Consider the following 19,990-nt stretch of genomic DNA (forward strand, 5'->3'; position numbering starts at 1 on the left):
CCCGTCACCGGTAGATGTGCGCACGGGTCCATGGCAGGTCGTTGTTCAGACCCCTGGAGAAAACGATCTGGAAGAGCCGATTCCCGCCGTATTTGAACGAGGTCGACGTCACGATCCAGTACAGCCGATAGCAGCGCGCGAAGCTGTCACCGAACTTGTCCCGCACCTTGTCGTAGTTGCGCTCGTAGGACTCGGCCCAGAAATCGATCGTGCGGCCGTAGTGCTGACGCAGGTTCTCGACGTCCAGGACGCTGAGCTGGCGCGTGCTGATCTCCTCGATCATGTGCGAGAGGACCGGCACGTGGGTGCCGGGAAACAGGTACTTCATCGTCCAGGGATCATCGGGGAACGGCGTGTCGTTGCTGATCGCATGCAGCAGCGCGACCCCACCCGGCTTCAGCAGATCGTGGATCTTCTGGACGCAGGTTCCGATGAAGCCCTTGCCGACATGCTCGAGCATGCCGATCGAGGCCACCTTGTCGAAGCTGCCGTCCAGGTCGCGATAGTCGCTCAGGCGGACCTCGATTCGATCCTGCAGGCCGAGTTCGGCGATCCGGCGGTTGGCGTACTCGACCTGTGGCTGCGACAGCGTCACCCCGACGCCGGTGATCCCGTAGTTCTGTGCGGCATAGATCAGCATGCCGCCCCAACCGCAGCCGAGATCGGCCAGGTGGTCACCCTCGCGCAGCACCAGCTTGCGGCAGACGTGCTCGTACTTGTTGCGCTGGGCCTGCTCCAGCGTGTCGTCCGGAGTCCGGAAATACGCGCACGTGTAGGTCATCGTCGGATCGAGGAACAGTTCGAAGAAGTCGTTTCCCAGGTTGTAGTGAAAGGTGACGTTCTTCGGCGCATACCGCCGCGTGTTCCGATTGAGCAGAACCGCCGCGGCGAACCGGAGCTTTTCCTTCAGCGACAGCGAAATATCGCCGAAACCCATCTGGTGGCCGAGCTTGAACAGCAGTTGGGCGTCACCCTCGATTTCGATGTCGCCGGCCATGTAGCACTCGCCGAAGCCGAGGAAGCCGTCGCCGAAGGTCCTCTGCAACGCCTCGCGGGTCTTCATCCACAACGTGAACTGCGGCGCCCCGTCGCCGACGACGATCTCGTCACCGTCCCAGAACCGCACCAGGAAGCTTGCCTCGGGGTCCACCCGCCGCATGGCGTCGATCGCATTCCTGGCCGCAACTTTCATTCCCGCCCCCGCAAAGAGTCCAAGTCTGTTCTTCGACTCGCTATCCCCTGGCGAGCCCGGGCCTGTTCGCCCGACATCCACCGACAAACCGGCCTTCCTAAAAAACACCGATCGGCGACGGCTCTGTCAACGAAGTATAGGAATGCATTGCAGCCCGAGGGATGTCGCTTTTGCCAGTATCCGGCCGGCAACCATCATGCTGACCAATAGAACCAGTCGCGACGACCTGGGAAGACGACGGCGACCGCAGCACGAAGGGTCGCAAATGATCCTCTGCGATGGCGGTCCTTCACCCGGCGATTTCCCGGCAGGGCCCGATGTGGAAATGCATGCGGATCCACGATACACGCTCGCGCATGAATACGGTGATTGCCCGCGCCCGACGAGTCGGTCAGCCGATGGTGTCCTTGCTGCTTGCGGGTTGGGACCGCTGGGTGTCGTCGCAATCCAGGATGCGGCACCTTCCGCCACGCTTGGCGCGTCATCTGACCGACATCGACGACGTGCTCGACGTCGGCTCCGGCAGTGGCCAGCTGGCGCGACTCCTCATGCAGATCAATCCGGCACTGTCCATCACCGGTGTGGACGTCAAGCTCCAGCCGGATCCAGGCATTCCGGTCCTGCGCTACGACGGGGTCCAACTGCCGTTTGCCGACAACGCCTTCGACGCCGTCACCCTGGTCGACGTGTTGCACCACGACCGCCAGCCGGAGAGAGTCCTGCAGGAAGCGCTGCGGGTCGCGAGGCACCGGATTGTCATCAAGGATCACTACTGGGTCACGCGGTGGGACCACGTGCTGCTGTGCATTGCCGACTATCTGGGCAATCGCCCCTATGGCATCGCGCTGCCATACAACTTTCTGAAGATCGAGGGGTGGCGGGACCTCTTCGAGAACGCCGGGGTCCGCGTGACCCGGGTCGAGCGGTTCCACTACAGCATGTGGGACCGGGTGAAGCAGATCATCTTCGTGCTGGAACCGGCGACGCTCCGGCACGGCGCCGCGGTCGACCCGCCTGCCTCGCCGGGTGTCGCCTTCGTCGAACCGCATGCCCGGAGATCATGACCGAACCGACGCCGATCCCCCCGATCGTACCCGCGCCGCCGGCGCACAGCCGCAAATCGTCACTTGGGTCATAGGCACCCGGGCGGTCTACGCGCTACAATGCCGATCTGGATCGCCTGAACGGCAAGTGGATCACGCCGGCGCCAGGAGCGTCGTGCGTGTCGGACGGCAAGGTCGTCCGGCCCCGCGATCTCCCGGTTTCACGGAACACGTCCGCCCCCCTGGGAGAAGAAGTCGATATGTCCCGAGTTGTTCTGCCCTCGGTCGCGTTCTATGTGCAGGCGGTCGGCCATATGAGCCGGGCCGCCTTCAAGGCCGCCTGTGGTCGCCTCGACAACGCGGACCTGGTGAAGGGCAGCCATGCACTGCGGCGGTCGCTCGAATCCGTTGGCGTCCGTTTCGAGATCTCCGGGCTGGACCGAGTCGACTGGCAGGGCGGCCCGTATGTCTTCGTCGCCAATCACATGAGCGCGCTCGAAACCCAGATCCTGCCCTCGATCCTGGAGCGCGCGGCGCCCTGCACCTTCGTGGTCAAGTCGAGCCTGCTCAGATACCCGATCCTCGGGCCGGTCCTGCGCGGCTTCGACCCGATCACCGTCGACCGCGCCGACCCGCGCACCGACCTGCGGCGGGTCATCGAAGCGGGGACCGAGCGGCTACGGCGCGGCATGTCGGTGATCGTGTTCCCGCAGGCCCACCGGACCGCGACCTTCAGCCGGAAGTCCTTCAACAGCATCGGTATGCGCCTGGCCCGCGCGGCCGGTGTGCCGATGGTCCCGATCGCCCTCGACACCGCGACCTGGATGCCCGGGCGGCTGATCAAGGATATCGGCTGGATCGTGCCGGAACGACCGGCGCGCTTCGCGTTCGGCGAAGCGATCGCTACTGCCGCCGACGGCGCGACCGCCCACCGCGAGGTCATGAACTTCATCGAAGCGCGGCTGGCCGAGTGGGAGGCAATCGATTCCAACCAGCCGGCACCGATCCCGGACGATGCCGGCGACGCGCTCGCGATCCGGAGCGGCGCCGGTCCGGTGACTCCGTCGCCCTGAGACTTTCGGGCTTCACAGTGCGTCCCGCATCTCCCACCCTGGTCCGGCGGCCGGTATCGACCGCATGCCCGCGCCTACGGACCATGGTGAGATGACCAACGACGCCCCGCCCGAATCCGCCCCGCCCGAGTCCGCCTCACCCGAATCCGCCCCGCCTGCGCCCTCGACCGCCGCCGCATCGCCGCGGCCGGTCACCGCGAGTTCGCTGAAGATGCTGGCGCCGGACACCCGGGCCGCCATGGAGAGCGTCGGCGAGCGCCTCACCGTCGATGCCGGGACGATCCTGTTCGCCGAGGACGAACAGACCAACGAGCTGTACATCATCGAGTCCGGCAGGGTGGTCAGCTACCGGGCCGGCGGCGAGGACGACGCCGAATGGCCGGTGCTGAATCTCGGCCCGGGCGACATCGTCGGCGAGATGTCGTTCCTGGACGGCGGCGCCCGGCAGCTGAACGCCCGCGCCGAGACCGACTGCACCCTGCAGCGCATTCACCCCTTCGACCTGCTCGAGCTCGAAGGCGGCGACCATTTCTACGACAACCTACGGGCCAGTGTCGGCATCACCGTGGTGCAACGCCTGCGGGTCGGCACCGAGTTGCACGTCGCGACCCTGCAGCACCAGCTCGAGCTGGTCCGGACCCAGAAGCAGTTCGGCCTGTTCTTCCTGTTCACGATCATGCTGTTCTCGATCGGCATGGTCGTGAACAACGTGGTCTCGACCCAGATCCTGGAGGTCGACGTCCACACTCAGCAGTTCGCCTGGCAGTACCTGCTGGTCGCGCTGGTGCCGTGCCTGGTCATCGTGTGGATGATGAAGATCCCGCTCAGCCAGATCGGGCTGACGACCGAAGGCTTGCGGAAGTCGGTGACCGAGGGGGTCGTGGCCTCGGTGGCGGTGATGGCGCTGACCGCGGCCGCGGTGATCGGATCGCAACTGTCGGACTCGGTGCCGGATCTCCGGTTCGCGCCGGGCTGGAGCGCGGTGCCGGGCTACCTGCTGCATTCCTTCCTGCAGGAAGTGGTGGCCCGCGGCTTCATGCAGTCGTCGATCCAGCGCTTCCTGAACGATCGGCGCGGCGTGAAGACCGTGCTGCTCACCAGCTCGGTGTTCGGGGTGTTCCACATCCACTTCGGGCTGCTGGCGGTCGTGGTGACCATTGTGGGCTGTATCGTCTTCGGCCTGTTCTACCTTCGCCACCAGAACGTCGCCGGCGTGACGCTGCTCCACTTCTTCCTGGGCGCGTGCGTGTTCTCGGTGGGGATTCTGTAGCAGGGAGGGAAATGGCGCACCCGACAGGATTCGAACCTGTGACCTCTGCCTTCGGAGGGCAGCACTCTATCCAGCTGAGCTACGGGTGCGTCAGACGGCGGAACCTAATGCGCTTCGACCGGCGGTGCAAGGCTTCAAGCGGCCCGACGGGCGGGCGCCGCTACGCCGGCTTCCCCAGCGCCGGGTCGATGCGCACCGCCTCGTCCGGAGTCACCACACCGGCGGTCCCGGTGATCAGGCCGTAGGCCTGCGGCTGGCGGTGCTTGTGGAAGGCGAACACCGTCTGCTTGTACGAATTGCACAGGTCCAGGTCGCAGTCCGCCGTTATAAGCTCGTCGCCCTCGGTGACCGCCAGCGCCACGGTCTCGCCGGACGGCGCGATGATCTGGGTGCCGCCCATCTGGTGCACGCCCTCCTCGACCCCGCCCTTGGCGACCCCGACCACCCAGGTGCCGTTCTGGTAGGCGCCGGCCTGCATGACCAGGGTGTTGTGGTGCCAGGACAACGCGTCGTGCTCGGGCGCCGGCGGGTTCTGGATCGGGGTGTTGTAGCCGAGCAGCACCATCTCGACGCCCTGCAGGCCCATGACCCGGTAGGTCTCGGGCCAGCGCCGGTCGTTGCAGATGCACATGCCGATGCGGCCGCCGAACGCCTCGGTCACCCGGAAGCCCAGGTCGCCGGGCTCGAAGTAGCGCTTCTCCAGATGCTGGAACGCCCGCCAGGGTTCGTGCTCGGCGTGGCCCGGCAGGTGGATCTTGCGGTACTTGGCGACGATCGCGCCGCTCCGGTCGACCAGGATGGCGGTGTTGAAGCGCCGCCGGGCCCCGTCCTCGCGCAGCAGTTCGGCATAGCCGATGCTGAAGCCGATCCCCAGCCGCTTCGCCTCGTCGAACAGCGGGGCGGTCTCCGGCCCCGGCATCTCGGTCTCGTACCAGCGGTCGAGCTCCGCCTCGTCCTCAATGTACCAGCGCGGGAAGAACGTGGTTAGCGCCAGCTCAGGGAACACCACCAGGCCGCAGCCGCGGTCCTTGGCCCGGCGCAGCAGCGCGATCAGTCGCTCGACCACCCGGGCCCGGCTCTCGTCCCTGGCGATCGGGCCGAGCTGGGCGGCTCCGACGGTGATGATGCGCATGACAGCCTCCTTCAACAGCGACAGGTACCACCCACCCCATCGTCATCCCGGGCGACCGTGCGCAAGCAGGGGCGACCCGGGACCCACGGAGCGACGGCGGTCTGCGGCTGCGCGCGCCCGACACGGCTGGTGGGTCCCGGGTCCGCTCCGCCTTCGGCGCATCGGCCCGGAATGACGGCATGAGAGAGAATACGCCAGCCTCACACCGGCGTGTCGCCGACCAGCGTAATGCGGTGCATCAGCCGGCGGAAGCCGTGATAGTCGTTGATCGGGTTGTGCTGGGTGCAGCGGTTGTCCCAGAACGCCACCGAGCCCTTCTTCCACCGGAACCGGCAGGTGAACTCGGACTTCACCTGGTGCCGGAACAGGAAGTCCAGGATCGGCTGGCTTTCCTCCTCGGTCATGCCCTCGAAATGCGTGGTGTGGGCGACGTTGACGTACAGCGCCTTGCGGCCGGTCTCCGGATGGGTGCGAACCACCGGGTGGCGCGACACCAGCTCGTCGCCCTTCAGGCCGGCCGAGGAGTGCTTCATCATGTCGGTGCGGGTTTTCTGGACCGCGCCCTTGCCGGAGATGTGCACGGCGCTCAGGCCGTCGAGGAAGTTCCGGAGCGGCGCCGACAGGGTCTCGTAGGCCAGGTACTGGTTGGCGAACTCGGTGTCGCCGCCATAGGGGGGGATCTCGATGCCGTACAGGATCGTGCCCATCGGCGGGGTCTGCTGGTAGACCGTGTCGGAGTGCCAGAGTCCGCCGAAGTTGCTGCGGTCCTCCTCCTTCTTGAGGATCGGCGTGATCTCCGGGTGGGTGTCCAGCCCCTTCACGAACGGATAGACCATCGGCTCGCCGAACCGGGTCGCGAAGGCCAGGAACCGGTCGGGCGTGAATTCCTGGTCGCGGAAGAAGATCACCAGGTGGTCGAGCAGCGCCTGGCGGATCGCCCCGACCGTGTCGTCGGACAGGTCCTGCGCCAGGTCGACCCCGGCGATCTCGGCCCCGATGGCGCCGGCGACCGGGCTGACGGCAATGCTGTTCTGGCGCATGGAAATCCTCTCCTGGATGCCCGCATTCGCCGGATGCTAGCGCGAGTGCGGGGCGCGGCCTACCGTAAGCCCTGCAAAGCGGCATGGCGAAACGCGAAAGGATGCGGGAATGGCTGACGCCCAGGTGTTCGAGCTCGGTGCCCTCCGGCTGCAGAAGGGGATGACGGTGCCGGACGCCCGGATCGTCTACCGGACCTACGGCACCCTGGCGCCCGACAAGTCCAACGTCGTGCTGTACCCGACCTCCTACGGCGCCCAGCACACCGACACCGAGTGGCTGATCGCGCCCGACCGCGTGCTCGACCCCGGCCGCTGGTTCGTGGTGATCCCGAACATGTTCACCAACGGGCTGTCGACCTCGCCAGGCACCATGGCCGAGCCGTTCGGCCACGGCCGGTTCCCGGACTTCACCCATTGGGACAACGTGCACGCCCAGAAACGGCTGCTGGAGGAGGTGTTCGGGATCGAGCGGATCGCGCTGGCCTACGGCTGGTCGATGGGCGGCCAGCAGGCCCTGCACTGGGGCGCGATCTTCCCCGACCGGGTCGAACGGATCGTGGCGGTCTGCACCTCGGCCCGCACCTCGGTGCACAACAAGGTGTTCCTCGAGGGCGTGCGGGCCACCCTGACCGCCGACGCCGCCTGGCGCGGCTCGTACTTCGAGGGCCGGCCGGTCACCGGCCTGCGCGCCATGGGCCGGGTCTATGCCGGCTGGGCGATGAGCCAGGCCTTCTACCGCGAGAAGCTGTACCTGCAGGCCGGGTTCAGCGACCTGGAGGACTGGCTGGTGCGCAGCTGGGAGGCCAACTTCCTGCGCCGCAACGGCGACGACCTGGTGGCCAGTCTGAAGACCTGGGAGCTGTCGGACATCAGCGACAACGAGATCTACCGTGGCGACCTCGACGCCGCGCTCGGCGCGATCACCGCGAAGTCCATCATCATGCCGTCGCGCACCGACCTGTACTTCACACCCGAGGACAGCGCGGCCGAGACCGCCAGGATGCCGAACGCCGAGTTCCGACCGATCGAGTCGATCTGGGGCCACCGCGCCGGCAACCCGGCGCTGAACCCCGAGGACATGCGGTTCCTGCGCAAGGCGGTGGACGACCTGACGACATGCTGATCGACGATCAAAGGTACATGCCCTCGTCATATTTTCAATGTAGGGTATGCGTCTCGGCCAAGCGGCGGCCGACCGCGGAAGCATCGGGCGGAGGGCGCCATGAGACTGGCGGTCTACAACGTCGAGAACCTGTTCGACCGGGCCAAGGCGATGAACCTGGAGACCTGGGACGAGGGCAGGCCGATCCTGGAGGCGTTCGCCGAACTCGCCGGTCTGCTCGGCGCAGTGACCTACACGCCGGCCGACCGGCAGCGCATGGTCGTCCTGTTCGAAAGGCTCGGCCTGGAGAAGTCCGACACCGGGCCGTTCGTGATCCTGCGGCGCAACCGCGGCGGGCTGGTCAGGCGCCCGCGCGCCGGCGGGATCGAGATCACCGCCGACGGCCGGGCCGACTGGATCGGCTCGCTCGAGCTGCGCGACGAACCGATCAACGAGCATGCCATCCGCAACACCGCGCGGGTGATCCGCGACCTGCAGGCCGACGTCCTGGGCGTGGTCGAGGCCGAGAACCGGCCCGCCCTGGCGGCCTTCAACGACGAGATCCTGCCGGTGGTCCAGGGTGACCCGTTCCGGCATGTCATGCTGATCGACGGCAACGACGAGCGCGGCATCGACGTCGGGCTGATGACCGGCGCCGGGTTTCCGATCGGCCTGATGCGCAGCCATGTCGACGACCGGCTGGCGAACGGCGCGACGGTGTTCTCCCGCGACTGCCCCGAGTTCTACATCGCGACCCCGAACGGCAATCGGCTGGTGGTCCTGCTCAACCACCTGAAGAGCAAGGGCTACGGCGGAACCGCGGCCTCGAACGCCCGGCGCCGGGCCCAGGCCGAGCGGGTCGCGGCGATCTACCGGGATCTGGCGGCCGCCGGCGAGACATACGTCGCGGTGATGGGCGACATGAACGACGTGCCCGGCAGCGACCCGCTGCAGCCGCTGATCGCCGGCACCGGCCTGACCGACGTGTTCGCGCACCCGGCGTTCGACGACGGCGGGTATCCGGGCACCTACGGGCTGTGCAACGCCGCCAACAAGATCGACTACATCCTGCTGTCGCCCGACCTCTACGACCGCGTCCGGAATACCGGCGTGCACCGGACCGGCATGTGGCCGGGCAGCCGGCCGAGGCGCTGGGACAGCTATCCCGAGGTGCGGAAGCCGCGCGACGCCGCCTCCGATCACGCGGCACTCTGGGTCGACCTCGACATCTGAGCCGGTCACACGGTCGGCCGGCCAAACGCCGGGGGCGCAAACCACCCGCGCTACAGCTATCCGCTTGCACGAAGACGGCTTTTGGCCCGGAATGCGGCATGGGATGCGCCCCGCGTCCCGCCAGCCGAGCCGAACGCGATGGACACCCGCCCGGCGGCTACGACCGCCGCTCCGCCAGCGTCCGACACCGCCGCCGACCGGCCGCTGCTGGCGATCGGGCTGCTGCTGGGCGCCAATTTCGTGTTCACCGCCATGGACGGCTTCGCCAAGGGGCTGGCCGGCGCCGGCATGGCGGCCGAGCAGATCATCCTGCTGCGCTACGCCCTGGTCACCGCCCTGCTGCTGCCGGCGGTGCTGCGGCACTGGGGCGGCAAGCCCTGGCGGACCGGGCGCCCGGTCGCCCATGTGGTGCGCGGCGTGCTGCTGATCGGCTCGGCGACCCTGTTCGTCCACGCCATGACCCACCTGCCGCTGGAGACCGCCACCGCCATCGGCTTCGTGTCGCCGCTCTACGTGACGGCGCTGTCGATCCCGTTCCTGGGCGAGAAGGTCGGGGTCCGACGCTGGGCCGCGGTCGGCGCCGGCTTCCTCGGCGTGCTGATGATCCTGCGGCCGGGCTCCGACGAGTTCCAGCTGGCCATGCTGATCCCGCTGGTGTCGTCGCTGTGCTGGGCCGTCGGCCTGATCATCACCCGGCAGATGCGCGGCACCGAGCGGCCGCTGACCATCCTGATCTGGTCGACCGGCGCCGGCCTGGTCGCGATCGCGCCGCTCGGCATCGTCGACTGGCAGACCCCGAGCCTGCGGGACTGGGCGTTCCTGACCGCCATCGCCGCCTGCCACGTCGCCGGTCAGTACCTGACGATCCGGGCCTTCATGCTGGCCTCGGCCTCGCTGATCGCGCCGTTCTCCTACAGCACCCTGCTGTGGGCCATGCTGATCGGCGCCTTCGCCTTCGGCTCCTACCCGGACACGGCGACCCTGGCCGGCGCCGGGCTGCTGGTCGCCGCCGGCATCTATGTCTGGCACCGCGAGCGCAAGGTCACCGGCAAGCCGACCAACCCGGGCGGCTCGATCGCCGAGGTCGCGGCGGTTGAGGTCGAGGCGGAGGTCGGGGACGAAGCGGAGCCTCGATAGCCGCTACAGCGCCAGATCCGGGCCCGCAACCTCGGCGCGCAGCCGGTTCAGGTCGCGCAGCGACTCCAGCGTGGCATCGGGGCGACGGGCCGCGACGCCGACCAGCAGTGCCTCCACGAAGGCGAGCGTGGCGGTGTGCAGGCTGATGGTGTCGGCCCGGCCGCGCGGAATGTCGAGCACCAGGCCGGCGCGGCCGCCGATCGCCGGGCCCAGGCTGTCGGTCATCAGGACGGTCGCCAGCCCGAGCTCGTCGGCCCGGTCGAACACCGCCCTGAGCTCCGGATAGACCCGGCCGTAGGCCATGACCAGCAGCAGGTCGCCGCGCCGCAGCCGCAGCAGCCGGTCGGCCAGCAGCAGCCCGGTGTCGGCCAGCACCAGCGGGTCGAGCCCGAAGCGGCCGAGCTGGATGGCGAGATACCCTGCGATCGCGCTCGACGGGCCGATGCCGAAGATCGCGACCCGCTCGGCCGCCAGCACGTGATCGACCGTGGCGCGGAACTGCGCGGGCGAGACACTGCGCTTCAGCGAGGCGATCGCCTCGGCGTGCAGGTCGAGGGTGGCGGCGAAGGCGGCGTTCGGGTCGTCCCCGACGTCCTGCAGGGCGCGGGCGACCCGGCCGGCGGGGCTCAGGTCCCGGCGCAGCTCATCGGCGAGATCGCGGCGCAACGCATCGAGCCCGTCGTAGCCGAGGGCCTTGGCGGCCCGGACCACCGTCGCATCGCTGGTGCCGGCCTTGCGGGCCAGCGCCACGGCCGACGCCAGCAGCACTTCCTCGCGATGGCCGGCGAAGTACAGCGCGACCCGCCGCTCGGCGGGCGTCAGCCGGCCGGCGGTGGCCTGGACACGAGCCGCGAAGCCGGCATCGGGGGAGCCTGTTGACATCGATGTCGCACTCACTACAGATTCGATCAATACCGTAGTATACATTACAGATCGGATCAGAGCGAGCCATGGAAAGCCTGTCCTGGACGGTCGCCGCACCGGCGGTAAGCGCGGCCTTCGCCGCGTCGGTGGTGGAGGTGGTCGAGGCCTTCACCATCGTCCTCGCGGTCGCCACCTTGCGCGGCTGGCGGCCGGCGGTCGCCGGCACCGCCGCCGCCCTCGCGATCCTCGCCCTGCTGGTCCTGACCCTCGGCCCGCTGCTCGACCGGGTGCCGCTGCACGCGCTGCAGCTGGTGATCGGCGTGCTGCTTCTGCTGTTCGGCATGGGCTGGCTCCGCAAGGCGGTGCTGCGCTCGGCCGGTGTGCTGGCGCTGCACGACGAGGACGCCGCATTCGCGGCCGAGACCGCGGCGCTGTCGCGCGAGGCCGGCCGGAATCCGGCGTCGCTCGACTGGATCGCCGGGCTCGGCGCCTTCAAGGCGGTGCTGCTCGAAGGGCTCGAGGTGGTCTTCATCGTCATCGCCGTCGGCGCCGGGCGCGGCCTGCTCGCCTACGCCGCGCTGGGCGCGCTCGCCGCCTGCATCGCGGTGCTGGCGATTGGCGCGGTGCTGCATCGGCCGCTGTCGAAGGTGCCGGAAAACACCCTGAAGTTCGGGGTCGGCATCATGCTGGCGTCGTTCGGGGTGTTCTGGACCGGCGAGGGCCTGGGCATCGAATGGCCGGGCGGCGACCTGGCGCTGTTCGTGTTCGCCGCCCTGTTCCTGGTCACAGGCGCCGGGATGGCCGGCCTGCTGCGCCGCCCGGCCGGGGAGACCGCGCGATGAGCCTGCTGAAGGAAGTCCTGGCGGAACTGCTCGGCATGTTCCTGGCCGACCTGCGGCTGTCCATCGCGGTGCTGCTGCTGGTCGGCCTGGTCGCGCTGCTGGTCGACCGCGCGGTCGTCGACCCGCTGGTCGGCGGCGGCATGCTGCTGGCAGGCTGCCTGACGATCCTGGCGACCGTGACCGCCGCCGCGGCGCGGCGACGCTGAGCTAGCTCTCTTCGCGCGCCACGATCCCGGCGTCGTACAGCTTGCCGATCGCGCCCGACGGCAAACCCAGCACGTCGCCGAGGATGGCGTCGTTGTCGGCCCCGAGGGCGGGCGCCGCCCGCGCCGGCTCGCGCGGCTCGCCGGCGGCCGCCAGCGGCGACCCGGCGGCCAGCACCGAGCCGACGCCCGGCTGCTCGAGCATCGCGAACAGCGGGTTGGCGGTCGAGGCGCGCGGGTCGCGGGCCAGCGCCGCGGTCACCGTCTGGTACGGGCCCCAGGAGACGCCGGCGGCGTCGAACGCGGCCGCCACCTCGGCCAGCGGCCGGGCCCCCACCCAGGGCGCCACCAGAGCGGCGATCGCCTCGCGGTGGACGTAGCGCGCGCCCTCCTCCTTGAGATCGGTCGCCAGCCGTTCCTCCAGGCCGCGCACCGCGTCGGCGATGCCGCAGACCTTGACGAGCCCGGACCATTGCTTGGGTGTCAGCGCCACGATCATCACCCGCTCGCCGTCGGCCGTCGGGAAGTCGCGACCGAAGGCGCCGTACAGGTCGTTGCCGGAGGGCCGCCGGTCGGTACCGCCCAGCGCCGCCTCGGCCAGCATGCCGAGATGCCCGACGGTGGCGAAGGCGACGTCAGACAGCGCCAGGCTGATGCTGCGGCCCTGCCCGGTGCGCGCCCGCTCCATCGCCGCCGACACCATGCCGAACGCCGCGGTCAGGCCGCAGGCGATGTCCCAGGCCGGCAGCACGTGGTTGGTCGGCGCGTCGCGGCCGCCGGTCCCGGTCATCGCCGGCAGGCCGACGGCGGGGTTCACCGTGTAGTCGACGGCGTTCGACCCGTCGAAATTGCCGGTGATCTCCAGTTTGATCACGTCGGCGCGGCGGGCCCGCAGTATCTCGTCCGACAGCCAGGGCATGCCGGCGAAGTTGGTGAGCAGCAGGCCGCCGCCCTCGCCCGGCGCGCCGATCAGCGCCTGCACCAGCTCGCGGCCCTCGGGCCGCCGGATGTCGACGCAGAGCGAGCGCTTGCCCTTGTTGAGCCCGGTCCAGAACAGGCTTCGCCCGGACTCCGCGCGCGGCCAGCGCCGGTAGTCCAGGCCGCCGCCCGGCGGGTCGAAGCGGATCACGTCGGCACCGGCCTGGGCCAGGGTCAGCCCGGCGAGCGGGGCGGCGACGAAGGCCGAGCCCTCGACGATCCGGAGGTGGTTGAGCGGGCCGAACATGATGAGTCAACTCCGTGATGCGACAGGGCGGCAATCTTGTTCGCAACGCAAAAAAGATCAAATATGAGAGGTTGCGATTGGGTAAGACCGCCGGATGGAACGAATGAAGATTGTCGCGCCGAATTTCGCCCTCGGGGCCATCGTCAAGCACCGACTCTACGACTTCCGCGGGGTGGTGTTCGACGTCGATGCCGAGTTCGGCAACACCGAGGAATGGTACCAGGCGATCCCCGAGCACCTGCGGCCGCGCCGGGACCAGCCGTTCTACCATCTGCTCGCCGAGAATCCGGAGAGCTATTACGTGGCCTATGTCTCGGAGCAGAACCTGGTCGAGGACGCTGCCGGCGGCCCGGTCGGCCACCCGAAGATCGCCGAGCTGTTCGACCGCCTCGAGGACGGCCGCTACGTCTTCAAGCAGCCGTCCGCCTGATCCTCTCTCGCACTTGCGGGATGCCGGCCGGGCGGCGCAGGATATCGCTTCCTGAACGCAACCGGACCACAGGGCGGCAGACATGGACGGAGACCCGAAAGCGGCTCTCGGCGAGGAACTCGCGCGCCGGATCACGGACGCGGTGGACTCCGCCTTCGACGAGCAGATCGCCTTCCTGCAGGAACTGGTGCGCCGCCCGTCGGTGCGTGGCCAGGAGCATCTCGCCCAGGACCTGATGTTCCAGGCGATGAACGAGCGCGGCTACGAGATGGACCGCTGGAAGGTCGATCCCAAGGACATCGAGCACCATCCCGGGTTCTCGCCGGTCGCGGTCGACTACGCGCATGCCTGGAACGTGGTCGGGACCCACCGGCCGCGCAACGAGACCGGTCGGTCGCTGGTCCTGAACGGCCATGTCGACGTGGTGCCGACCGGGCCGCTGGACATGTGGACCGACCCGCCCTTCGCCGCCGCGATCAAGGGCGACTGGATGTACGGCCGGGGCGCCGGCGACATGAAGGCCGGCGTGGTCGCCAACCTGTTCGCCATGGATGCCTTGCGCCGGGCCGGGTTGCAGCCGGCGGCGACCGTGCACATGGAGACGGTGTGCGAGGAGGAGAGCACCGGCAACGGCGCGCTGGCCACCCTGGTGCGCGGCTACAAGGCCGACGCCGCGCTGATCAGCGAGCCGTCCGGCGGCAAGATGACCCGCGCCACCATGGGCGTGCAGTGGTTCCAGGTGAAGGTGCGCGGCCATCCGGTGCATGTGGCGCAGGCCGGCACCGGCTCCAACGCCATCCAGGCCGCCATGGACCTGGTGCCCGCGCTGAAGGCGGTCGAGGGCAAGTGGAACGCCCGCAAGGTCGACACCAAGCACTACGACGTGCACGCCCACCCGGTGAACATGAACGTCGGCAAGATCGCCGGCGGCGACTGGGCCTCGTCGGTGCCGGCCTGGTGCACCATGGACTGCCGGATCTCGATCTTCCCCGGCTTCAAGCCCGAGGAGATGCAGCGCGACATCGAGGACGCGGTGCGCAAGGCCTCGGCCGGCCACCCGTTCCTGTCGAACAACCCGCCCGAGGTGGTGTGGAACGGCTTCTTCACCGAGGGCTACGACCTGGAGCCGGGCAGCGACGCCGAGACCGTGCTGACCCGCTGCCACGAGCGGGTGACCGGCCGGAAGCCGGTCGACTACATCGCCACCGCCTACATCGACAGCCGGGTGTTCGTGCTCTACGCCGACATGCCCTGCATGGTGTACGGGCCGATCTGCGAGGACGCCCACGGCTTCGACGAGCGCGTGAACATCCCGTCGATCCGCGAGGCCACCAAGGCGATCGCCCTGTTCATCGCCGACTGGTGCGGGGTCGAGAACTACGAGGGGTAGGCTGCTGCGGCGAGACGGCGGGTGGGTTCCGCACCCGTTCCGCCTGCGGCGTACCGGTCCGGAATGACGGCATAGAAATCGTCATTCCGGACGGCCGTTCCGCCCCGGCACGGCCGAGCCGGAACCCACGAAGCGACGGGCGCGCTTCTGCCGACCTTCAGAAATTCGCCCCCAGCCGCAGGACCACGGTGCGGCGCTCGCCCCAGTAGCCGGTGGTGCTGTCCGCCGAGGTCACGTAGGTCTCGTCGGTGAGGTTGCGGACGTTCAGGGTCAGGTCCCAGTTCGCGAACTCGTAGCCGACCATGGCGTCGCCGAGGGTGTAGGAATCGGCCCCTGCGGCGCCGCCGTAGCCGTGGCTGCTGCCGACGTAGCGCACGCCGGCGCCGGCCTTGAAGCCCTCCCATTCCGGGCCCATCCAGTCGGCGCCCGGCCGCCAGGTCACCCAGCTCGAGGCGGCATGGTCGGGCACCCCGTACAGCGGCTCGCCGTCGTCGCCCTCGGTGTCCAGGAAGGCGTAGTTGGCCTCGACCTCGAAGTCGCCGAGCCTGACCTGGCCCTCGAGCTCGAAGCCGCGCGACGTCGACTCGCCGCTCTGCACCCGGAAGGTCGGGTTGTCGGGATCGCTGACCAGGATGTTGGACTTGGTGATCTCGAACACCGAGGCCGTGAACAGCGACGGCACGCCCGGGATCTCGTATTTCACGCCGGCCTCGTACTGCACGCCGCGAGTCGGATCGAAGCTGGCGCCGCCGGCGTCGGTGCCGAAGTTCTCCTGCCGGAACGATTCGTTGTAGCTGACATAGGGCGAGATGCCGTTGTCGAACCTGTACATCAGGCCGACGCTGACGGTGGCGTCGCTGTCGGTGGCGTCGACGCCGCTGTTCGGGTTGTCGGTCTCGACCTGGTCCCAGCGTGCGCCGGCGGTCAGCAGCCAGCGCTCGTAGATCCGCATCTGGTCCTGCATGTAGACGCCGGACTGCCTGAAGTTGACCGCCGGGGTGTCGGTGACGCTGATCGACGGGACGCCGGTGTAGACCGGGTTGAACGGGTCGATCCGCCCGGTGCTGGCGCCGTAGCCGGTGTCGTTGTCGGCGGTGGTGTCGTTGTAGGCGATCCCCATCAGCAGCTTGTGGACGACCGGACCGGTCCGGAAGTCGGCGGTGGTGTTGAGGTCGCCGACCAGGATCTGGGTGCTGCCGAGCTGGGTGTAGAAGGTCCGGTCGATCGTGCCGTCGGCGCCGTAGCGGGTCGGATAGTCGGCATAGGCCCACCAGGCGTGATTGTAGTGAGCGTTGCTCTCGCTGTAGCGGACCGTGCCGCCGAGGCTCCAGACGTCGGTGAGCCGGTGGTCGGCGTCGATCGTGACGGCGGCGGACTCGGCCTCGAGCTTGTCGAAGCCCGGCTCGCCGACGAAGGTGCTCGTCGGGAGGTAGCGGCCGTTGTAGGCCGGCTCGGCGGTGCCGTAGCGCGACAGGAACTGGGTGTCGGGCGTCCCGTCCTGCTTCTGGTAGCGCCCGAGCACCGTGATGTCGGTGTCCGGGGTCGGGCGGAAGGTCAGCGACGGCGCCAGCGCCAGGGCGTCGTTGCGGCCGTGGTCGACCTGGGTCTCGCTGTCCCGCAGCAGGCCGACGAAGCGGCCCAGGACCCTGCCCTGCTCGTCGAGCCGGCCGGTCACGTCCAGCGTCGTCTGCTTGCGCTGGTTGCTGCCGTACTCGGCGGTGATCCGGCGCGAGGTCTCGTCCTGCGGGCGCTTGCTGACGGCGTTGACCAGTCCGCCCACCGTGCTGTTGCCGTAGAGCGCGCCGGCCGGCCCCTTGAGGATCTCGACCCGGTCCAGCAGCGGCACCTCGGGCAGGGTATTGTTGTAGTACTCCGAGTTGTCGAACTGCAGGCCGTCGAGGTACTCGGCCGGGGTGTCGAAGCCGCGGATCGACGCCCAGTTGCCGCGCAGGTCGTAACCGTAGGTGCCGCCACGCACGCCGGCCGAGTACAGGTAGGTGTCCTCCAGCCGCTGCGCGCCCTTGTCGACGATCTGCTGCCGGGTCTCGATCGAGATCGAACGGGGAATCTCGGTAATCGGGGTGTCGGTCTTGGTCGCGGTCCCGCTGCGGCTGGGGATCGTCGGACCGAGTGCGCCGCCGGTCCGCTGCGTCTTGCCCTCGACCGTCACGGGCGCCAGTTCGACGGTACCCGGCGCCGCCGACTGCGCCAGCGCCGGCTGGGCCGCCAGCACAGCCGCCACGGCCACCGTGGCACGGGCGTATCGGGCCCGTCGCGGCCCGCCGATGCCGGCGGGCCGGTATTGGTGAAAATGCATGACGCCCCTCATATTGCGAATGCCTCACATTTGCGACGATGTTTTTATTGCGAGTAATCCGCATTCGCAAATCTTTTGTTGAGCAACGACCGGTCGCTCGGCGGGCTCTCACGCCATACGGGCGTGGATCGGACCGACCTGTTTAGCTATCGTTGAAATCCGGCGGCCCGACGCCGCCTTCCTGACCGGTAGGGGATCGATGCAGGTCGACCCGCATCCGCCGCACAGCTGGTCGACCTACGATCCCCGGCGGGCGTCCGACGCGGCGGTGCGTCTCTACGACTACTGGATGTCGAAGCGACGCGGTGTCGACGACCTGCCGAGCCGGGACGACATCCGGCCGGAGGAGATCAAGCCGCTCCTGCCCTATCTCTGGATCATGGATTTCGACCGCCCGACCCGAACCTTCCGGTACCGGCTGATCGGCACGGCGGTGGTGGAGGGTGTCGGCGAGGACTACACCGGCCGCACGCTGGCCGAATGCCAGCCCGACGAAGGTGCCTATGACACCGCCACACGGGCGTTGCTGAGGCTGGCCGACGACGCGGTCCCGCTGTGGCGGATCGGCACGCCGATGTTCCACCACCATGCCGAGGTGCTGCGGCTGGAGAACCTGATCCTCGCGCTGGCCGCCGACCGCCGCCGACCCGACCGGATCCTGGGGTTGACGCTGTTCTACGACAGCGGGGGTCGACTGTACCGGCCCGGCGTGATTCGGGCGACCTGACGCCCGCCTGCCGAGGCCTGCCTGCGGTCAGTCCCGCTCCCAGCCGCCGGCCGCGATCGCAGCGCGCAGCCGCTCGGCCGGCCAGGCCGCTTCCAGTTCGGCCGCCTTGCTCTGCACGGTCGCCTCCATCCCATCGTCCGGCACCTCGACCGGATCGGAGCGCCGCCACTCGTCGAGATAGGAGTCGGCCTGCTCGGCGCCGCCCCGCATGGCGGCGGCGTCGATCGCCGCGATGAAGCGGTTGGGCAACTCGACCTTGGCGGAATCGCGCTGCCGGCCCCGGCCCTTCTCGACCACGACCTGGGCCGGGATGTCGCGCCAGTAGGTGACGATCAGACTGGCCATGACGGCCCTCCGTTCACAGTCCCGCAGACAGCGACGATCCTGCGGCCTCGGCGACGAAGTCGCCCAGTTCGCCGTAGCCGACCAGCCGGTACTCGAAGGCCAGCCCGAGCCGAGCGGCCGCCTTCTCTGCCCGCATCTTGAGCGAGGAGTCGGCGATCTGCGCCAGGTGCACGACCTTGGTGTAGTTGCCGAAGTAATCCGGCAGCAGTTCCGGATGCCGGTCGAGGCCGAGGCCCTTGACGATCAGGCGGTCGAAATGCCGGACCAGGTAATCGGTCAGGAAGAAGCAGCCGGGCTCGTCGTCGGCCAGCGCCTGGAAGTCGGCGGTGCCCATGAAGAACTGGTAGCAATGCGGCCCGGGTATCCGCTCGACGCCCTCGGCGGCCAGCGCGCGGTCGAGTTCGCCGCCGGTGCCGCAGTCGCCGTAGATCACGCTGATCCGGTCGTAGCTGCGGCGCGCCGAGCGGATCTTGCGCAGCACGCCCGGCGTGATCTTGTCCGGCGTGTTGTGCCAGTGCGCGGGCAGGCAGGTGATGGTCAGTTCGGCCCAGCCGGTCGCCCGCTTCAGCGCCACCAGTTCCCTGGCGAGCGCGCCGCAGGCGATATACAGGGTGGTCGGGCGGGACGGCCGCTCGCCCGCCGGAACCAGGTCGTCCAACCAGGTCGCGTCCGCTCGCAGGTCGTCCATCGCAATCGCCCTCCCGCCCGGTGGTCTCAGTTCCCGGCGGCTTCGGAGTTGGACCGCCGGCGCTCGGCAATCATCGCCTTGGCCGTCTCCACGGCGACCGCCGCGTCCCGGCAGTAGGCGTCGGCGCCGACGCTCTCGGCGAACGCCTCGTTCAGCGGCGCGCCGCCGACCAGCACGATGTAGTCGTCGCGGATGCCCTTCTCCTGCATCGCGTCGATGACGACCTTCATATACGGCATCGTCGTCGTCAGCAGGGCCGACATGCCGAGGATGTCCGGCTGGTGCTCCTCGATCGCCGCCAGGTAGTTCTCGACCGGGTTGTTGATGCCGAGGTCGATCACCTCGAAGCCGGCGCCCTCCATCATCATCGACACCAGGTTCTTGCCGATGTCGTGGATATCGCCCTTGACGGTGCCGATGACCATCTTGCCGACGCGCGGTGCGCCGGTCTCGATCAGCAGCGGCCGCAGGATCGACATGCCGGCCTTCATGGCGTTCGCCGCCATCAGCACTTCCGGCACGAACAGGATGCCGTCGCGGAAGTCGATGCCGACGATCCGCATGCCCTCGACCAGCGCCTTGGTCAGCACGTCGTAGGGCGTCCACCCGCGCCCCAGCAGGATGTTCACCGCCTCGGTGATCTCGTCCTTGAGGCCGTCGTACAGATCGTCGTGCATCTGCTGGACGAGTTCGTCGTCCTCGAGCTCGGAAAGCACGATGTCGTCGCCCTCGGCCAT

20 protein-coding genes and 1 tRNA gene are annotated in these 19,990 nt (G+C 68.8%); 11 read left to right on the top strand and 10 right to left on the bottom strand.

From position 1 onward, the window contains the following. Positions 1-4 precede the first annotated feature (4 nt). Positions 5-1,192: a class I SAM-dependent methyltransferase gene (locus RIC31_RS15675; RefSeq protein WP_350109485.1), complete on the bottom strand. Its 1,188-nt coding sequence runs from the start codon at positions 1,190-1,192 to the stop codon at positions 5-7. A 278-nt stretch (positions 1,193-1,470) separates the two neighbouring features. On the opposite strand from RIC31_RS15675, the gene RIC31_RS15680 reads away from it, so the two are divergent. The 3 genes from RIC31_RS15680 (at position 1,471) to RIC31_RS15690 (ending at position 4,578) form a co-directional block, all read left to right on the top strand. Further along, on the top strand, positions 1,471-2,256 hold the full coding sequence (locus RIC31_RS15680; RefSeq protein WP_350109488.1) for a class I SAM-dependent methyltransferase: 786 nt from the start codon (positions 1,471-1,473) through the stop codon (positions 2,254-2,256). Positions 2,257-2,495: 239 nt separating this feature from the next. Then, a complete protein-coding gene (locus RIC31_RS15685) occupies positions 2,496-3,308 on the top strand; it encodes a lysophospholipid acyltransferase family protein (RefSeq protein ID WP_350109491.1) in 813 nt (270 codons plus the stop codon). Positions 3,309-3,519: 211 nt separating this feature from the next. Next, positions 3,520-4,578, top strand: a complete 1,059-nt coding sequence (locus tag RIC31_RS15690) for a cyclic nucleotide-binding domain-containing protein (protein ID WP_350109494.1) — start codon at positions 3,520-3,522, stop codon at positions 4,576-4,578. 12 nt (positions 4,579-4,590) lie between these two features. Here the strand turns inward: RIC31_RS15690 and RIC31_RS15695 are convergent. The 3 genes from RIC31_RS15695 to RIC31_RS15705 form a co-directional block, all read right to left on the bottom strand. Next, positions 4,591-4,667: transfer RNA gene (locus RIC31_RS15695), tRNA-Arg, on the bottom strand. 71 nt (positions 4,668-4,738) lie between these two features. After that, entirely contained in the window at positions 4,739-5,710 is a 972-nt protein-coding gene (locus RIC31_RS15700; RefSeq protein ID WP_350109497.1) for an N-carbamoyl-D-amino-acid hydrolase, read from the bottom strand. 200 nt (positions 5,711-5,910) lie between these two features. Continuing rightward, positions 5,911-6,750, bottom strand: a complete 840-nt coding sequence (locus RIC31_RS15705) for a TauD/TfdA dioxygenase family protein (protein WP_350109500.1) — start codon at positions 6,748-6,750, stop codon at positions 5,911-5,913. Positions 6,751-6,859: 109 nt separating this feature from the next. Here RIC31_RS15705 and RIC31_RS15710 point away from each other — a divergent pair, with 109 nt between their 5' ends. From RIC31_RS15710 to RIC31_RS15720, 3 genes are all read left to right on the top strand, one after another. After that, the gene (locus tag RIC31_RS15710) at positions 6,860-7,873 is read left to right on the top strand and encodes an alpha/beta fold hydrolase (protein ID WP_350109503.1); all 1,014 of its coding nucleotides are present in this window, start codon (positions 6,860-6,862) and stop codon (positions 7,871-7,873) included. A 99-nt stretch (positions 7,874-7,972) separates the two neighbouring features. Continuing rightward, positions 7,973-9,085 carry an endonuclease/exonuclease/phosphatase family protein gene (locus RIC31_RS15715; RefSeq protein ID WP_350109506.1) on the top strand — a complete coding sequence of 371 codons (1,113 nt, stop codon included), beginning with the start codon at positions 7,973-7,975 and terminating at the stop codon, positions 9,083-9,085. Between the two features lie 138 nt (positions 9,086-9,223). After that, positions 9,224-10,222, top strand: a complete 999-nt coding sequence (locus RIC31_RS15720; RefSeq protein WP_350109510.1) for a DMT family transporter — start codon at positions 9,224-9,226, stop codon at positions 10,220-10,222. A 3-nt stretch (positions 10,223-10,225) separates the two neighbouring features. Here the strand turns inward: RIC31_RS15720 and RIC31_RS15725 are convergent, their stop codons facing one another. Continuing rightward, positions 10,226-11,104, bottom strand: a complete 879-nt coding sequence (locus tag RIC31_RS15725; RefSeq protein ID WP_350109513.1) for a MurR/RpiR family transcriptional regulator — start codon at positions 11,102-11,104, stop codon at positions 10,226-10,228. A 68-nt stretch (positions 11,105-11,172) separates the two neighbouring features. On the opposite strand from RIC31_RS15725, the gene RIC31_RS15730 reads away from it, so the two are divergent. Together RIC31_RS15730 and RIC31_RS15735 are read left to right on the top strand one after the other, a co-directional pair. Beyond that, positions 11,173-11,928 carry a COG4280 domain-containing protein gene (locus tag RIC31_RS15730; RefSeq protein ID WP_350109516.1) on the top strand — a complete coding sequence of 252 codons (756 nt, stop codon included), beginning with the start codon at positions 11,173-11,175 and terminating at the stop codon, positions 11,926-11,928. Beyond that, positions 11,925-12,134: a hypothetical protein gene (locus RIC31_RS15735; protein ID WP_350109519.1), complete on the top strand. Its 210-nt coding sequence runs from the start codon at positions 11,925-11,927 to the stop codon at positions 12,132-12,134. Before RIC31_RS15730 ends, RIC31_RS15735 begins: the two co-directional genes overlap by 4 nt. Position 12,135: 1 nt before the next feature. Here RIC31_RS15735 and RIC31_RS15740 read toward each other — a convergent pair whose 3' ends face one another. Continuing rightward, a complete protein-coding gene (locus RIC31_RS15740) occupies positions 12,136-13,356 on the bottom strand; it encodes a CoA transferase (protein WP_350109522.1) in 1,221 nt (406 codons plus the stop codon). A gap of 103 nt (positions 13,357-13,459) precedes the next feature. Here RIC31_RS15740 and hspQ point away from each other — a divergent pair, with 103 nt between their 5' ends. Beyond that, the gene (hspQ, locus tag RIC31_RS15745; RefSeq protein ID WP_350109525.1) at positions 13,460-13,786 is read left to right on the top strand and encodes a heat shock protein HspQ; all 327 of its coding nucleotides are present in this window, start codon (positions 13,460-13,462) and stop codon (positions 13,784-13,786) included. A gap of 82 nt (positions 13,787-13,868) precedes the next feature. Next, a complete protein-coding gene (locus RIC31_RS15750) occupies positions 13,869-15,176 on the top strand; it encodes an ArgE/DapE family deacylase (protein ID WP_350109528.1) in 1,308 nt (435 codons plus the stop codon). 157 nt (positions 15,177-15,333) lie between these two features. On the opposite strand, the gene RIC31_RS15755 is transcribed toward RIC31_RS15750, so the two are convergent. Then, positions 15,334-17,493, bottom strand: coding sequence for a TonB-dependent siderophore receptor (locus RIC31_RS15755; RefSeq protein WP_350109531.1), 2,160 nt, complete (start codon positions 17,491-17,493; stop codon positions 15,334-15,336). Between the two features lie 199 nt (positions 17,494-17,692). Between RIC31_RS15755 and RIC31_RS15760 the strand changes: the two genes are divergently transcribed. Next, positions 17,693-18,220 carry a PAS domain-containing protein gene (locus RIC31_RS15760; protein WP_350109534.1) on the top strand — a complete coding sequence of 176 codons (528 nt, stop codon included), beginning with the start codon at positions 17,693-17,695 and terminating at the stop codon, positions 18,218-18,220. Positions 18,221-18,247: 27 nt separating this feature from the next. On the opposite strand, the gene RIC31_RS15765 is transcribed toward RIC31_RS15760, so the two are convergent. From RIC31_RS15765 to RIC31_RS15775, 3 genes are read right to left on the bottom strand one after another with little or no spacing between them, the layout of a single operon-like run. Further along, complete coding sequence (locus RIC31_RS15765; RefSeq protein WP_350109537.1) at positions 18,248-18,565, bottom strand: virulence factor; 318 nt, start codon at positions 18,563-18,565, stop codon at positions 18,248-18,250. A gap of 13 nt (positions 18,566-18,578) precedes the next feature. Next, a complete protein-coding gene (locus tag RIC31_RS15770; protein WP_350109540.1) occupies positions 18,579-19,253 on the bottom strand; it encodes a DUF1638 domain-containing protein in 675 nt (224 codons plus the stop codon). A 26-nt stretch (positions 19,254-19,279) separates the two neighbouring features. Next, positions 19,280-19,990, bottom strand: a complete 711-nt coding sequence (locus RIC31_RS15775) for a cobalamin B12-binding domain-containing protein (RefSeq protein WP_350109543.1) — start codon at positions 19,988-19,990, stop codon at positions 19,280-19,282.

This window comes from Thalassobaculum sp., assembly GCF_040219615.1.
Lineage (GTDB): Bacteria > Pseudomonadota > Alphaproteobacteria > Thalassobaculales > Thalassobaculaceae > Thalassobaculum_A.

Excerpts from the sequence above, each read along its gene's own strand:
- RIC31_RS15700 (WP_350109497.1), bottom strand. The coding sequence starts at position 5,710 with ATGCGCATCATCACCGTCGGAGCCGCCCAGCTCGGCCCGATCGCCAGG.
- RIC31_RS15685 (WP_350109491.1), top strand. The coding sequence starts at position 2,496 with ATGTCCCGAGTTGTTCTGCCCTCGGTCGCGTTCTATGTGCAGGCGGTC.
- RIC31_RS15730 (WP_350109516.1), top strand. The coding sequence starts at position 11,173 with ATGGAAAGCCTGTCCTGGACGGTCGCCGCACCGGCGGTAAGCGCGGCC.
- RIC31_RS15720 (WP_350109510.1), top strand. The coding sequence starts at position 9,224 with ATGGACACCCGCCCGGCGGCTACGACCGCCGCTCCGCCAGCGTCCGAC.
- hspQ (WP_350109525.1), top strand. The coding sequence starts at position 13,460 with ATGAAGATTGTCGCGCCGAATTTCGCCCTCGGGGCCATCGTCAAGCAC.
- RIC31_RS15740 (WP_350109522.1), bottom strand. The coding sequence starts at position 13,356 with ATGTTCGGCCCGCTCAACCACCTCCGGATCGTCGAGGGCTCGGCCTTC.
- RIC31_RS15775 (WP_350109543.1), bottom strand. The coding sequence starts at position 19,990 with ATGGCCGAGGGCGACGACATCGTGCTTTCCGAGCTCGAGGACGACGAA.
- RIC31_RS15680 (WP_350109488.1), top strand. The coding sequence starts at position 1,471 with ATGGCGGTCCTTCACCCGGCGATTTCCCGGCAGGGCCCGATGTGGAAA.
- RIC31_RS15735 (WP_350109519.1), top strand. The coding sequence starts at position 11,925 with ATGAGCCTGCTGAAGGAAGTCCTGGCGGAACTGCTCGGCATGTTCCTG.
- RIC31_RS15690 (WP_350109494.1), top strand. The coding sequence starts at position 3,520 with ATGCTGGCGCCGGACACCCGGGCCGCCATGGAGAGCGTCGGCGAGCGC.
- RIC31_RS15715 (WP_350109506.1), top strand. The coding sequence starts at position 7,973 with ATGAGACTGGCGGTCTACAACGTCGAGAACCTGTTCGACCGGGCCAAG.
- RIC31_RS15755 (WP_350109531.1), bottom strand. The coding sequence starts at position 17,493 with ATGCATTTTCACCAATACCGGCCCGCCGGCATCGGCGGGCCGCGACGG.
- RIC31_RS15750 (WP_350109528.1), top strand. The coding sequence starts at position 13,869 with ATGGACGGAGACCCGAAAGCGGCTCTCGGCGAGGAACTCGCGCGCCGG.
- RIC31_RS15710 (WP_350109503.1), top strand. The coding sequence starts at position 6,860 with ATGGCTGACGCCCAGGTGTTCGAGCTCGGTGCCCTCCGGCTGCAGAAG.
- RIC31_RS15705 (WP_350109500.1), bottom strand. The coding sequence starts at position 6,750 with ATGCGCCAGAACAGCATTGCCGTCAGCCCGGTCGCCGGCGCCATCGGG.
- RIC31_RS15770 (WP_350109540.1), bottom strand. The coding sequence starts at position 19,253 with ATGGACGACCTGCGAGCGGACGCGACCTGGTTGGACGACCTGGTTCCG.
- RIC31_RS15725 (WP_350109513.1), bottom strand. The coding sequence starts at position 11,104 with ATGTCAACAGGCTCCCCCGATGCCGGCTTCGCGGCTCGTGTCCAGGCC.
- RIC31_RS15675 (WP_350109485.1), bottom strand. The coding sequence starts at position 1,192 with ATGAAAGTTGCGGCCAGGAATGCGATCGACGCCATGCGGCGGGTGGAC.
- RIC31_RS15765 (WP_350109537.1), bottom strand. The coding sequence starts at position 18,565 with ATGGCCAGTCTGATCGTCACCTACTGGCGCGACATCCCGGCCCAGGTC.
- RIC31_RS15760 (WP_350109534.1), top strand. The coding sequence starts at position 17,693 with ATGCAGGTCGACCCGCATCCGCCGCACAGCTGGTCGACCTACGATCCC.